General features: G+C 57.9%; 11 protein-coding genes and 1 pseudogene. 4 read left to right on the top strand and 8 right to left on the bottom strand.

Annotation, left to right across the window (positions count from 1 at the left end):
• Positions 1 to 319: 319 nt before the first annotated feature.
• Both RIFP1SYM_RS18040 and RIFP1SYM_RS08785 read right to left on the bottom strand, forming a co-directional pair.
• Positions 320 to 478: a hypothetical protein gene (locus RIFP1SYM_RS18040; RefSeq protein WP_240992064.1), complete on the bottom strand. Its 159-nt coding sequence runs from the start codon at positions 476 to 478 to the stop codon at positions 320 to 322.
• A gap of 569 nt (positions 479 to 1,047) precedes the next feature.
• Positions 1,048 to 2,039, bottom strand: a pseudogene (locus tag RIFP1SYM_RS08785) (serine/threonine protein kinase).
• Positions 2,040 to 2,182: 143 nt separating this feature from the next.
• On the opposite strand from RIFP1SYM_RS08785, the gene RIFP1SYM_RS08780 reads away from it, so the two are divergent.
• Positions 2,183 to 2,362 carry a hypothetical protein gene (locus tag RIFP1SYM_RS08780; protein ID WP_039960117.1) on the top strand — a complete coding sequence of 60 codons (180 nt, stop codon included), beginning with the start codon at positions 2,183 to 2,185 and terminating at the stop codon, positions 2,360 to 2,362.
• A 164-nt stretch (positions 2,363 to 2,526) separates the two neighbouring features.
• Positions 2,527 to 3,381, top strand: a complete 855-nt coding sequence (locus RIFP1SYM_RS08775) for an HDOD domain-containing protein (RefSeq protein WP_006473945.1) — start codon at positions 2,527 to 2,529, stop codon at positions 3,379 to 3,381.
• Positions 3,382 to 3,389: 8 nt separating this feature from the next.
• Here the strand turns inward: RIFP1SYM_RS08775 and RIFP1SYM_RS08770 are convergent, their stop codons facing one another.
• The 3 genes from RIFP1SYM_RS08770 to RIFP1SYM_RS08760 form a co-directional block, all read right to left on the bottom strand.
• A complete protein-coding gene (locus RIFP1SYM_RS08770) occupies positions 3,390 to 3,926 on the bottom strand; it encodes a TlpA disulfide reductase family protein (protein WP_005962039.1) in 537 nt (178 codons plus the stop codon).
• On the bottom strand, positions 3,923 to 5,218 hold the full coding sequence (locus RIFP1SYM_RS08765) for a peptidylprolyl isomerase (protein ID WP_005962037.1): 1,296 nt from the start codon (positions 5,216 to 5,218) through the stop codon (positions 3,923 to 3,925). Before RIFP1SYM_RS08765 ends, RIFP1SYM_RS08770 begins: the two co-directional genes overlap by 4 nt.
• Positions 5,219 to 5,446: 228 nt before the next feature.
• Positions 5,447 to 7,903: a cytochrome c3 family protein gene (locus tag RIFP1SYM_RS08760; RefSeq protein ID WP_005962035.1), complete on the bottom strand. Its 2,457-nt coding sequence runs from the start codon at positions 7,901 to 7,903 to the stop codon at positions 5,447 to 5,449.
• A 327-nt stretch (positions 7,904 to 8,230) separates the two neighbouring features.
• Here RIFP1SYM_RS08760 and dksA point away from each other — a divergent pair, with 327 nt between their 5' ends.
• Both dksA and gluQRS read left to right on the top strand, forming a co-directional pair.
• On the top strand, positions 8,231 to 8,671 hold the full coding sequence (gene dksA / locus RIFP1SYM_RS08755) for an RNA polymerase-binding protein DksA (RefSeq protein WP_005962033.1): 441 nt from the start codon (positions 8,231 to 8,233) through the stop codon (positions 8,669 to 8,671).
• Between the two features lie 35 nt (positions 8,672 to 8,706).
• On the top strand, positions 8,707 to 9,645 hold the full coding sequence (gluQRS, locus tag RIFP1SYM_RS08750; protein ID WP_005962031.1) for a tRNA glutamyl-Q(34) synthetase GluQRS: 939 nt from the start codon (positions 8,707 to 8,709) through the stop codon (positions 9,643 to 9,645).
• Here gluQRS and RIFP1SYM_RS08745 read toward each other — a convergent pair.
• From RIFP1SYM_RS08745 to recJ, 3 genes are read right to left on the bottom strand one after another with little or no spacing between them, the layout of a single operon-like run.
• Positions 9,642 to 10,448 carry a GGDEF domain-containing protein gene (locus RIFP1SYM_RS08745; RefSeq protein ID WP_005962029.1) on the bottom strand — a complete coding sequence of 269 codons (807 nt, stop codon included), beginning with the start codon at positions 10,446 to 10,448 and terminating at the stop codon, positions 9,642 to 9,644. The two genes, gluQRS and RIFP1SYM_RS08745, sit on opposite strands and share 4 nt — an antisense overlap.
• Positions 10,449 to 10,501: 53 nt before the next feature.
• Positions 10,502 to 10,975 carry a ribosome biogenesis factor YjgA gene (gene yjgA / locus RIFP1SYM_RS08740; RefSeq protein WP_420855217.1) on the bottom strand — a complete coding sequence of 158 codons (474 nt, stop codon included), beginning with the start codon at positions 10,973 to 10,975 and terminating at the stop codon, positions 10,502 to 10,504.
• A 35-nt stretch (positions 10,976 to 11,010) separates the two neighbouring features.
• Positions 11,011 to 12,732 carry a single-stranded-DNA-specific exonuclease RecJ gene (gene recJ / locus RIFP1SYM_RS08735; RefSeq protein ID WP_006473950.1) on the bottom strand — a complete coding sequence of 574 codons (1,722 nt, stop codon included), beginning with the start codon at positions 12,730 to 12,732 and terminating at the stop codon, positions 11,011 to 11,013.
• Positions 12,733 to 12,741 lie beyond the last annotated feature (9 nt).

Below are 12,741 nucleotides of genomic sequence, written 5' to 3'. Positions count from 1 at the left end.
TAACATTCCAGAGACTACAAAAAAGCACCTAAGCCAGCGATCATGCTGGCTTTTTTCTGTCTGTATGCTCCGCCACACTCCGGGAGCATCCCTTAACTTCCGGAGATATATGGGGGCTATTTTTTGGATAGGTCCGTAAAATTCAAACCGCCTTTGCCACGCGAGGTCAATTCGCTTACCCTGGCCTGAAATCTCCTTCCTCTCGTGATTACGTGACCCCACGTCCAATCAGAGAAATCCGATGTCGTGGAGCGGAAAGCCACCCCATTCCCCTAAAATATGGGCGATGAGCTTTACTGTTTTTCGCTCAGTGATTGCCCTAGCGCGCTTTATATCGGCGTCGATAGTCCTGCAAACGGAGAATACCTTTGTGGCGCTCTTCGGCAGTGATCGAGCGGGCGAAGTCCACCAGTGAGTCGCCAGCCAGTTTGTAGCCATTGCCCAGGGCAAGCCGGTACCAAGGCGTAGGCCTCAGCACGATCAACCTCAACCCCCTGGCCGAGCCTGTACATCTCGGCAAAGATGAACTGGGAGCTGGCTACGCCTATCTTCGGCGCTAAGCCGCCAAAGCGCCATCGCCTTTGGTAACCCTGCTCCCAACCAGCCTCACGGCCAAACACCGTCCCCCCATAATAGAACTTCAAGGCCAGCAAGTTTATGGCGGGCACGTGTCTTTGATCTACCGCTGCCTGCCACCATTTTTTTGCGAGTGCTGCGTTCTGATCGATACCCAGCCCCCCCATCATAGAGCTCACCCAGCAGGGTTTGGGCGTTGACATCTCCTGCTTGCGCTGCCTTTTGGCAAGGGCTGCTAGCTTCACTATAACGGGCGTTGTCGAATAACTGCTGACAGGCTTGATGATCGGTTTCGGTCGGACAGAACAGTCTGTGGTAGTGCGGAGATGATAAGCAGGGTGAGCAAGGGTGAAAGGGGGGATGCGGTACATCGAATGATCCTGCCGTCATAAGATTCGGCTTCCTGCTATCAGTCAGAGCAGGAGCATAGGCAAGCAAAAAAGCTCGCGTTTGGATTTTTTACGGAACCACTCAATCCCAAACGAGAGTGGGTTCATCCAAGGCTGCGGCCTGTTCACGCAGGGTGAGGATGTGCTCCCCCCAGAAGTTGGCGCTGCCAAAGTGGGGAAAGGCCCGCGGAAAGGCGGGATCCTTCCAGCGGCGCGCGATCCAGGCAGCGTAGTGCATCATACGCAGGGTGCGAAGAGGTTCGATCAGGTGCAGCTCACGGGGGTTAAAATCCCGAAACTGAGTATATCCCTCGAGTAGATCCGCGAGCCGGGCGCTGGCGTATAAACGGTCTCCAGAGAGAAACATCCACAGATCCTGGATCGCCGGTCCCATCCGTGCGTCATCCAGGTCGACAATATGGGGGCCGGTATCGTTCCACAGCAAGTTGCCCGGATGCAGGTCACCATGCAGGCGCAATCGGGTGACGTCACCGGCTCTGTCAAAGCTGATCTGAATCTGTTCCAGCAGTGATTCCGCCAAGGTTCGGTAGGGTGTCTGCAATTCCGGCGGGATATGGCCGGCTTCCAGCAGATATTGGTAGGACTTGATCCCAAAACTCTCGATAGTAAGACGGGGGCGGCTCAAGAACGCCTGGCTGGCTCCGACATTATGGATGCGTGCCACAAGCCGGCCCAGCTGCTCCAGTTGTTCGGGGTCTTCCAGATCAGGCGCCCGTCCACCACGGCGAGGATAAAGTGCAAAACGAAACGGTCCCTGATAAAACAGGGAGCAGCCTGAGTGGTCCGCAGAGGCGACACCACCGGAATCTCCTGCCGATCCAGTTCATCGCTGAAGCCGTGTTCCTCAAGGATGGCCTTATCGGACCAGCGTTCAGGGCGGTAGAATTTTGCGATGAGAGTTTCACCATCCTCGATGCCGACCTGATAGACACGGTTCTCGTAGCTGTTGAGAGCCAGCAGATGACCATCGCAGGGATAGCCCTGGGCTTCAATGGCATTGAGGATCTGGTCCGGCGAGAGCATGCAGAATGCAGCAGCCTCCTCCTCACTCATATCGTGCCGAGCTTCAGAAGTAACAGCGCAGGAAAGAGAGAGCATTCAGACATCAACAATAGAGGACTCCAGCAGCACCTTGGGATAAGCTCCAACAATATATCAGGGTTTATCTGTAAAAGTTTGTTACATATGGGGAAACAATGCGCAATGCACTCTTGATAAAGGTCGCGTTCTGGTTAGTGTTGATAGGCATGGCAGCGCTGCTGGCGCCCTCGCCGGCTTGGCCCGAGTGGCTAGCGCGAATGGTGTTGTCGACAGGAGTCGCGCTCGGCCTAACCGCAGTTGGCATCAAGCTCTGGGAGCGCCGCAAAGGAGGCTGAGGTGCAAGCGGATCAACCAGTAGCCTGAGTAGAGCATAGTGCCCAGGGAGTAGTGGCAATACAGGGATTGAATGAACTGCCATCTAATCTAGAGGATTTGTGAGATGGGAAAAGCAGTGTTCCAGCTAGATGATGGTTCGGTTGTTTCGCCTTCGCCTAGAAAGGTGAACAAGGATGAATCTGGCTTTTCGCCACAGGCGTTTGCCAAGACCCTGAGCGAGGATTTGAAAGCAAACCGCATTGCCTTGCCAACACTGCCCGATGTGGCGCTGGAGGCGTTAGTGGTAATTAACGACATCGAAAGCAGTGTCAATGATCTGGTCAAGATAATCTCCCGCGACACCGCTCTGACCGCGCGCCTGATACGCTACGCCAACAGTCCCCTCTACCGGGGGGTGAATCCAGTCTCATCGATCAAACAGGCAATTACCCGCATTGGCTTTCAAAAGGTCAAAAGTGCCGTCTATGCAGTCTCCATGCATGAGGTATTCCACTCGCCGAATAAGGCGATCGAGTTGCGCATGGAGCGACTCTGGATGCACTCGGTGAAGATAGGCTCCACCGCCGCCACTCTCGCCAAGACCTATACCGATCTTGATCCCAACACGGCCTTGGTCGCCGGGCTGGTACAGAATGTCGGGCAGATTCCAATCATCACAAAGGCAGCGGACTACCCGGAACTGGTTGAAAACAGCAAGCTGCTGGACAAGCTACTAAGCAAATTACATGGGAAGTTGGGGCAAAATCTGCTCAGGTTGTGGCGATTCGATCCAGCTATTGTTGCTGTAACGAGAGCGCAGCAAGAGCTATATAGCGAGCGGGACGATGAACCAGTCGATCTCGTCGATCTGGTACAGGCCGCCAACATCCTCACCCAGGAGGAGTCCGACCAGCCGCAGACAGCTATCGACCGTGACCGCGTACCCGCCTTTGCACGCCTCGGCCTGCCAGCAGACGCAGTCAGCCAGAGTGCCGCAATGCTCGAGAGCTCAGCCGCGGTGGCGACTGCTCTGTTCTGAACAGGCGATCAGTCCCCCTTTTCCAACAGCGGCAGAATCAGCCGCCCAAACAGCTGATCGTCGATGATCCCCATGTGAGCCCGCACCACCCGACCTTGCCGATCGAAGATCACCGAGTAGGGAATGGTGCCCCTGCGATTGCCCCAGCTGGCGAGCAACTCACGGGTATTTTTCGGGTCGGCCTGTAGTACCGGATAGTTAATCTCGAGCGAGCGTTTGACGTTTTTCAGGCGGCGCGCCTCGTCCATCCCCAGACCAATTATCTGCAGTCCGGCATCACCGTATGATGCCTGATAACGGACAAAATCCTTGATCTCATACTGGCAGGGAGCGCACCAGGTGGCCCAGAAGTTGAGGATGACGACCTTGCCCTGCCACTCACGCAGGTTATGCCAGTTACCCTGCAGATCCTGATAACGCTCATCAGGAATCTGTGGCGGTTGTCCAGGCGCCGCAGCGAGCCCCAAGCCACAGCCCCACAGCAGCAGCGCCAGCAACAGGCTGCGTGATGACGAGGGACGGAGAATCTGTTGCAGCTCTCTCATTCCGGTTTAGCCTGCTGCTTGTCGACCAGATTCCAAACCACCTTGTAGCGTGCCTCCAGTTCGCTCGTATAGCCGGCCATCCGCTGCGCAATCAGCGCCTGACGAACCTTGTCACGGATGCTAGCGAAGATTTTTTGTCCGCCTGGGCGACGTTCCAGGATTGTCACCAGATGGTAACCCAGCGGGGTCTCAATCACTGCGCTAACCTGTTCATCCTCAAGTCCCTGCAGCGCCTGTTCAATCGCGGGATGGCCACTGCCTTCCTTAACCCAGCCCATATCGCCACTGCGGGCCTTGCCATAAGGATCAATGCTGTGCTCTGCCGCCAGCTCAAACAAGCTCTTGCCGTTGAGGATCTGCTCGCGCAGGGCCTCTGCCTGCTCGCGACTTGCAACCACCAGCTGACCAATATGCCGACGCTCCTGGATGCGCCCCAGCTGAGGATTCTTCTCGAAAAAGGCGCGTAGGGTCGCATCATCACCGGCCCACTCCTGCTGTTTCTGTTCGATCAGCATCGCTGGCAGACGCTCCCGGGCAAAGCTGGCGACCCATTCGCTGACATCAACCCCCTCTTCCTCCGCAGCCTTGGCCACCACCATCATCTCAGCACGCTTGTAGAGTTGATTCTTGATCCAACCCGGGTTGCTGGGTGCGCGCGGCTGGTTGCGTACAATATCAGCGTATCTGATCTGGATACCGTTCCCCTCCAGCAGCAGGGTATCGGGCTGCATTCTGCCGGGGACAATCCGGTCCTCGAACAGCACCACTTTATATTTGTCCCGCAGTTGCTGAATGGTCAGATAGCGGATATTGCGATAACTGTCGGCAAGCCAGGCGGAACGGGCACCGGCCAATGCGTCCGGATCATTGCCGAGCTGCTGCTGCATGCTGGCGCTGAGCTCTGCCGGCAGAGTCAGCTGCTCGCGCAACCTGTCCATGTAGTGGCGATAGAGGAGCCCGAGGCGAAAGTTCTCCAATTCAGTTTTGAAACGCTCGCTCTGCTCAAGACCCAGCCGCTCTGCCTCCAGATAGAGCAGGCGCGATACCACCAACCGCTGCACCAGGGTGCCACGCAGGGCCGCCTGATCGCCTCGCTCCATGGATGGGAACTGGGTGGCGAAGGGAGAACTGGCCATGGCGGAGCGCAGGTCGCTGGCGGTAACGGTGAGATCACCCACCGTGGCGAGAATCTGCTCATCTCCAGCACGGGCATCTGCTGAGGCATGGCTCTGGGTAGCGGCCAACAGTACGACGGCGATGAGGTGGTGTTTGAATAGTTTGATAATCTGCATGAGCGGTCCTGTCTGCCACTGAAATGGCAGTTTTAACGGGGTAGTGGAATGGCTTTTAGGCCGTTGAGCTGCAACTCTTTTACAGCAGCCAGCTTACGCAGTGGGCTAGTGTAAAAAAGCGGGATCTAGATAAAGAAGGCGGGGCTTGCGCCCCGCTCTCCTTAATCAGTGGATGGGATTTGATCCCACCGGGCATCCCTGCCCGGCTATTTCCGAGTGCTCTATTGATCACTCATCAGGGATCGCGCCGCCCAGGTCAGGTGCAGATTCATGCATCCAGGAGACGGCTGTGTCGTAATCCTTCATGATCGACTTGCCTTTGTACTCCTCCTCATCCGCAATCCAGGGCACACCATTCTCATTCACCTCATGGCAAGCAGCACAGCGGAAGGGGCCGTGAGAGCCGTCCGGGTTGTACTGCGGAGCCTGGCGATAAGTGGTGATGTCGGTACCCGGGGTGACCGGATAGAGACCATGGATCGACTGATGGCAGGACTGGCAGGCGAGACCCGCGTGGCCCTTAGAGTAGCGCATCAGGCTGTGCTTGCCGGGCTGGTTGATGGGGAAGGCGACGCCGCCCTGACCTTCAACGAAGGGGGCTGCGTGACAATCCGCACAATGAGGTTGACCAGGAGAGAGCCAGTAATCGCGGCCGTGGGTGGCTGCGTCATAAGGAACCGCAGCGGCACCGGTGGCACCTTCAGGCAGCTTCAGCGAGGCGATGTCCACTGCCGGATTGGCAGAGAGCGGTACCACGTTGATATCGCCATCCTCGTCCTTGTTGACCATCGGACCGTCACCCTTGAGCGCGATCACCGCGATGTCGGGCACCATACGATCCTTGGCCCAGGTGTGGAGGATCTCGGACTTGCCGGGAGTATCCTCACCCTTGTCGTTGAGCACCACTTTGGGATCCATCATCGCCTTCAGCTTGTCCATGCTGATGCCGATGCCCTTGGCGATCTCGGACAGGGACTTGTTGCGCAGAGTCTTGCCTTCATGTTTAAAGGCGTTGGTCAGGTTGTCACGCTGGTAGAGTTCACGAGAGAGCTGGCTGTGGCAGTTGGTACACCAGAGGCCTTTGCCGCCCTTGTCATTGCCGATACCAGAGACATTGGCCTGCATCCATTCACCAATGGCATTCAGGTGCTCGGGGGTCTCTACGCCGTCTGTGTCCTTACCAGGATTGGAGTGCACGTCACGTCCCACATAGCAGCCGCCTGCCGCGTCGCGGTTATCCTTATCGGCGTAAGCGTTTTTGCCATCCGGGGTGATCGGATACATATCCATATTGCCGTCCTGACGATGCGACGGATGGCAACCCTGGCAGGCCGCGGTGCGATTCTGGGAGTCAGGCATGGGCACGGCTTTCTGATGTACCGAATGTATCGCCTCAGTCAGAGCTGGAACCACTTTCTCCTTGCCGGTCTTGGGGTCCTTGAACGATTTGGATTGAAGCACGCCGATGACGTTGTCGGCATGACACTTCTGACAGAGCACAGGATCACGACCGAGACGGTTATCCGTAGAACGGCTGTTGGGATTGTAATTCTTCAGGAAGTCAGTGCCGTTGTGATCGTCGTGCATCTCCAGAATGGAGACCGAGGTGGCCTTCAGGTTGGCGATCCAGTCGGAGGCGCCCAGGCCTTTCCAGAATGCCTTCTCTTGCTTGTACAGGGCGTACTTATCGCCGTTGGCGGTTTCATTGCCGTGGCAGTTGGCACAGTTAGGCACATCGATCGGGTTGGTACCAACGAAGGTAATCGGACGACCGTTGTGGCTGTCGAGCACCGGCTTACCGGAGTCAGCATGCATCAGGCTAACCCAGGCCTCCTGGAAGGGCTGGATGTCGGTTTCGACCAGTTCCAGCAGATCCTTGGCGGCGGCAGAATCAGTGAATGGCGTCAGCGGCAGGCCCAGGGCATCCCAGATGCCAGGATTGGTCAGCACGATAGGCACGTTATCCAGCACCGGGGACTTGGTGAAGACTTTAGTGCCAACCTCGCCGGTGTAGTGCAGGTGACCACCATTCAGGGGGCTGGCTACAGCAGCGCCGGCCGGACCATTGTCACGTGGCACCGGGATCTGGATGCCAACGAAGGCCTTCTTCGCGTCTGCGCTGGTGCCTTCCGGGTTAGTGCCCTTCAGGTCTTTGTAAACGTAGAGGTGGGTAAAGTAAGCATTGGCAACGTTCTCATTGTCACCATATTTGCCGTCACCGTTGACGTCGTAGGTGACGTCCCAATACTTCAGCTTGTTGCCTTCAGCGTAGGTATTGTCCACATGGCCATAGGCGAGTTTGAAGCGCTTTTTGCCGTCAACCAGGACGGCGGGATCTTTCTCGTCGGCCTCCAACATCTCCGGATATTTCTTCTTGCCGGTCGCGGTCTTGATCACCTGGGACTGGATTGAGTTGTATGGCGGCAATACACAGCAGTAAGTGAAGTCGAAACCGGTACAATGCATACCGAGTTCGTAGTTGATGGTGATGTTGTAATCGTTTTTCGGCTTGCTGGGATCAGCAGCGACGATCGGCCCCTGATAGCGCTTGAATCCGGCGCTGGCGACATGTTTAACCGCTTTAACCGCCTCTTCCGGCGCCGCCGTATCAGCGTGCTGTTGGGTCGTACAGCCCGCCATCACCGCGACGCTAAGCGCAGTGAGAGCTATGACATTTCTGCCCATTAGGAAACCCCTCTTGGTATCTCGTTAAATCCCGTGCGAAGCGCAGGGATATTGTATAAAAAAGGTCAGACTATGCCCCTGTTATTTACTTCATTGCTGGGGCAAGGGGTTTTGTAACAGAAATAGGGGTTTACTGCAATTTAACTAGAGAATACATATAGTTACAATATTATAAATTGCTTATTTCATGTACTGGCATGCCATGTCTAGGGCAATTCAAACGACCGGGAAGACACCTCAATTTTACGTCGACAGAAGTTGTCTCTCCCAGATCTTTCTGGTATAGATAGCCCCCTTCACCAAAGAGGGTTTTGCAGGAGTCCATGAATGGCCGACAAGAAAGCCACTGATAGCAGTGCTGGTGCGTTTGGCTTCGAACCATATGAGTTCAAAGAAGGCGAAGAGTATATGAATGAGGCGCAGGTGGGGCATTTCCAGCACATTCTGCAAGCCTGGAAAAAAGAGCTGATGGAAGAGGTGGATCGCACCGTGCACCACATGCAGGACGAGGCCGCCAACTTCCCCGATCCCAATGACCGCGCTACCCAGGAGTCTGAATTCAGTCTCGAGCTGCGTACCCGCGACCGCGAGCGCAAGCTGATCAAGAAGATCGACGAGGCGCTGACCAAGCTGGAGAATGACGAATACGGCTATTGCGAATCCTGCGGTGTCGAGATCGGCGTGCGTCGCCTAGAGGCCCGCCCCACTGCAGACCAGTGTATCGACTGCAAGACTCTCGACGAGATTCGCGAGAAGCAGATGATCTAATCCCCCGTCAGCCAACCCGCATAAAAAACCGGCTTATGCCGGTTTTTTCTTTCCCCATGAAAAAAACTGCCAGCACGCCCCGCTACCGAGGACGCTTCGCCCCCTCCCCTACCGGGCCGCTCCACTTCGGCTCGCTGGTCGCCGCCCTCGGCAGCTATCTGGATGCCCGCGCCAACCGGGGTAGCTGGCGGGTACGCATCGAGGACCTGGACCAGACCCGAACAGTCACAGGCACTGCCGATGAGATCCTACGCACCCTTGAGCAGTTCGGCTTTGAATGGGATGGCACGGTGCTCTACCAGAGCCAGCGCAGTGATCTCTACGCCCATCACCTGAATCTGCTGCTGCAGGCGGATCTGGCCTACCCTTGCGGTTGCTCCCGCAAAGAGATCAACCTGGCCGCCAGCCAAGGGATCGAGGGCGCGATCTACCCGGGCACCTGCAGCCGCGGGCTACCGCCCGGACGCCAGGCACGGGCTATCCGCCTGCGCACCTTCGATCAGGCCACCCGCTTCAATGATGCGGTACAAGGCCCACAATCCCAACGACTCGCACAGGAGATAGGCGATTTTGTGGTACGCCGTGCCGATGGTTTCCACGCCTACCAGCTGGCGGTGGTAGTCGATGATGCCTTGCAGGGCATCACCCGGGTGGTGCGCGGCGCCGACCTGCTGCTCTCGACACCACGCCAGATCCATCTTCAGCAACTGCTGGAATTCCCCGCTCCCACCTTTGCCCACCTGCCGCTGGTGGTCGACCGAACAGGACGCAAACTCAGCAAGCAGTCGGGAGATGCCCCGGTCGATGCGCGCAAGCCGCTGCCGGCACTACTGCTGGCGCTCGCCCATCTGGGCCAGCCAATGCCGTCGGAGCCACCGCTCGGGCTTGACGAGTTCTGGGAGTGGGCGATCTGTCACTGGTCGATGGCTGCCGTGCCTAAAAAACTCGCCGCCCTGCCACCCCAACTTTGTTAGAGAGTCTCACCATTCACCCGTTTCGGCTCATCCGACCAGCGCATCTGCGCCAGGGTGGGGCTGTAACGGCAGGAACAGTTGCGCCCCTCGCGCTTCGCCCGATAGAGCGCATCGTCGGCCTGCTTGATGAGTAGATTGAGACTTTCGGGACAATTTTCCTGGTCGAAGACCGTGATGCCGATGCTGGCAGTCACATGGATCTGCTGCTCTTCCCAGTCAATCGGATCATCCCGAATCACTCCATGCAGCCGCTCAGTGAAGTGACTCAGTTCGTCCGCGCCGGTCTCTGGCAGCAGAAAGATGAACTCTTCACCACCGAAACGGCCCAGCATGTCGCTCTTGCGGGTGATATCAAGAAACTGCCGCCCCAGCTGCCGCAGCACCGCATCGCCCCCCAGATGGCCGTGGTTATCGTTGACGAACTTAAAGTGGTCGAGGTCGAGTAGCAGCAGGGAGAAGACCTGCTGGTTGCGTCGGGCGACCTCGAAATAGCTACTCGCCAGATCGAGAAATGAGCGTCGGTTACGCACCCCGGTCAACTCATCAAAACTGGCGAGTTGCCGCATCTCCGCCTCGAGAGAGTGGACCCGAATGAACAGACCAACCAGATACCAACTGACCAGCGGCGCCACCAGCGCAAGTACGATTACCGCGATCGGCAGGGCACGAGGCAAGAAATCCTGCTGAGGCACTCCGGTCACTTCCATCATCACCCAAGCCGCCGTCAGTGAGAGCAGGATCGAGACCAGGGTAATACCCAGCACCACCCAGAAGCGTCCTAGCTTTATGATCAGTTTACGCATCGCGCCCTACTTCTCCCCTGATGACGAGGCGACCTACTGCGCCATCTGCCGACTCAAAGCCCGGCGATCTCCCGCAGGCATTTAAAAAGTTTACGATAGGCTAGCGGTGGTTTCTCCGCCTCACGCTCTTTGCGTGCAGCCTGGATCAACTGCCGCAGACGCTGCCTATCAGCCCCGGGATACTCCGCAAAAAAGCTGCCGAACACCTGACTGTCACCCTCGATAAGCCGTTCGCGCCAACGCTCCAGGGCGTGAAAGCGATTCACCTCACCGCTGTGTTTGTTATCGACCTCATCCAGCACCCGCTGGATCGCATCCATTTCAGCATGCCGAAGCAGCTTGCCCAGGCGACGATAGTGACGCCGCAGCGCACCATGGGAACGAATCCGCTTCGCCTCCTCCAGAGCCGCCTGCAACTCATTGTTCAATGGCATGCGCCGCAGAATCTCCGGGCTCAAACGGGTCAACCGCTCACCCAGCTGCTGCAACGCCAGCAACTCCCGTTTGACCTGGCTCTTGCTGGGCAGCTCCTCTTCAGCCGCCGCCTCGGTCGCATCATCGTCTAAGTCGTTGATTGAATATACTCCACCACAAGCTGAGGCTGCACTCTGCCCCGAAATTCATTCACATCAAGCCGGTAGGCGAGTCGCACCTGCGACGCCAGTTCACCCATCTCCGCCTGATTGAAGGCGATGCCATCCAGCTCAGCGTCGCCCTGCTCGGTACGCAGCCGCAGCTTCAGATGACGTTCACCCACCACCCGTTGCTGCAGCACCTGAAACCGGCCATCAAACAGAGGCGCGGGAAAGCCCTGCCCCCAGGGACCAGCCTGGCGCAGCAGTTGCGCCAGCTCAAGCCCCAGCGCCTCGGCCTCGAGCTCACCATCAGAGAGCAGTTCCCCTACCAGCTCAGCAGGATCGAGCCAATTGGCGGCCTCTGCCTCAAAGGCCTGACGAAAACGTTCGAGATTCTGCTTCGGCAGACTCAGCCCGGCCGCCATGGCATGGCCGCCAAAACGTTCGATCAATCCTGCATGACGCGAGGCGATGCGCTCCAGCAGATCGCGGATGTGCAACGCTGGCACCGAACGGGCCGAGCCCTTGAGGATGCCATCCCCGCCATCGGCAAAAGCGATCACCGGACGATGATACTTCTCCTTGATACGCGAGGCCAGAATCCCCACCACTCCCTGATGCCAGTTGGGATCATAGAGGCAGAGGGCGAGCGGGATCTCGCCCTGCATCTCTCGATGAAGTTGCTGCAGCAGCTGCTGCGCCTGCTCCTGCATCTGCTGCTCGATCTCACGCCGCGTACGGTTGAGCCGATCGAGCTCCACCGCCATCTGCAGGGCGGCCGAAGGATCATCGGCCAGCAGACACTCGATGCCCAGCCCCATATCCTCCAGCCGCCCCGCCGCATTCAGCCGCGGACCGATGGCATAGCCCAGATCGGAGGCCACCAGCCGCGACTGATCCCGGCCCGCCAGCCGGATCAGCGCCTCGATCCCTGGCCGGCAGCGACCGGCGCGGATACGCCGCAGGCCCTGCTCCACCAGGATGCGGTTATTCTGATCCAGTACCACCAGATCGGCCACTGTGCCAAGAACAACCAGATCGAGCCACTCCGCCATGTTCGGCACGGCCAGGCCACAGCGTTCAAACCAGCCCGCTTGGCGCAGCCGGGCACGCAACGCGACCAGCAGGTAGAAGATCACCCCAACCCCAGCGAGATTTTTACTGGCGAAACCATCCCCTGGCTGATTAGGGTTGACGATGGCGGCGGCCGCCGGCAGCTGCTCGCCAGGCAGGTGGTGATCGGTAACCAGCACCGGGATACCCAGCTCGGCAGCCCGCGACACACCGCTGATACTGGCGATACCGTTGTCGACAGTGATGATCAGATCCGGCTGCTGCCTAGCCGCCAGTTCGACAATCTCCGGGCTCAGACCGTAGCCGAATTCAAACCGGTTGGGCACCAGATAACCGACCTTTTCGCAGCCAAACGCCTGCAGCGCCAGCAGTGCCAGGGCCGTGCTGGTAGCACCATCCGCATCATAGTCCCCGACCACCAGGATGCGCCCCTGTGCCTCCAGTACCGACTCCAACAGTGCTACTGCGGCCTCGATCCCTTTCAGGCCGGCGGCGGGCAGCAACTGCTCCAATCCAAGGCCAAGTCCCTCTGCAGTCGTCACGCCACGGGCTAGATAGACCCGTCGCAACACCGGATGCAGGGTTTCGGGCAGTTCGTCTTCACCGTTGGCAGCGGTGCGCTGGCTGATCTTCAATGGGCTCTT

The organism is endosymbiont of Riftia pachyptila (vent Ph05) (assembly GCF_000224455.1).
GTDB classification, from domain to species: Bacteria; Pseudomonadota; Gammaproteobacteria; order Chromatiales; family Chromatiaceae; genus Endoriftia; species Endoriftia persephonae.
Note: the sequence above shows the minus strand (reverse complement) of the source record. Positions and strands in the feature narration are given on the sequence as shown.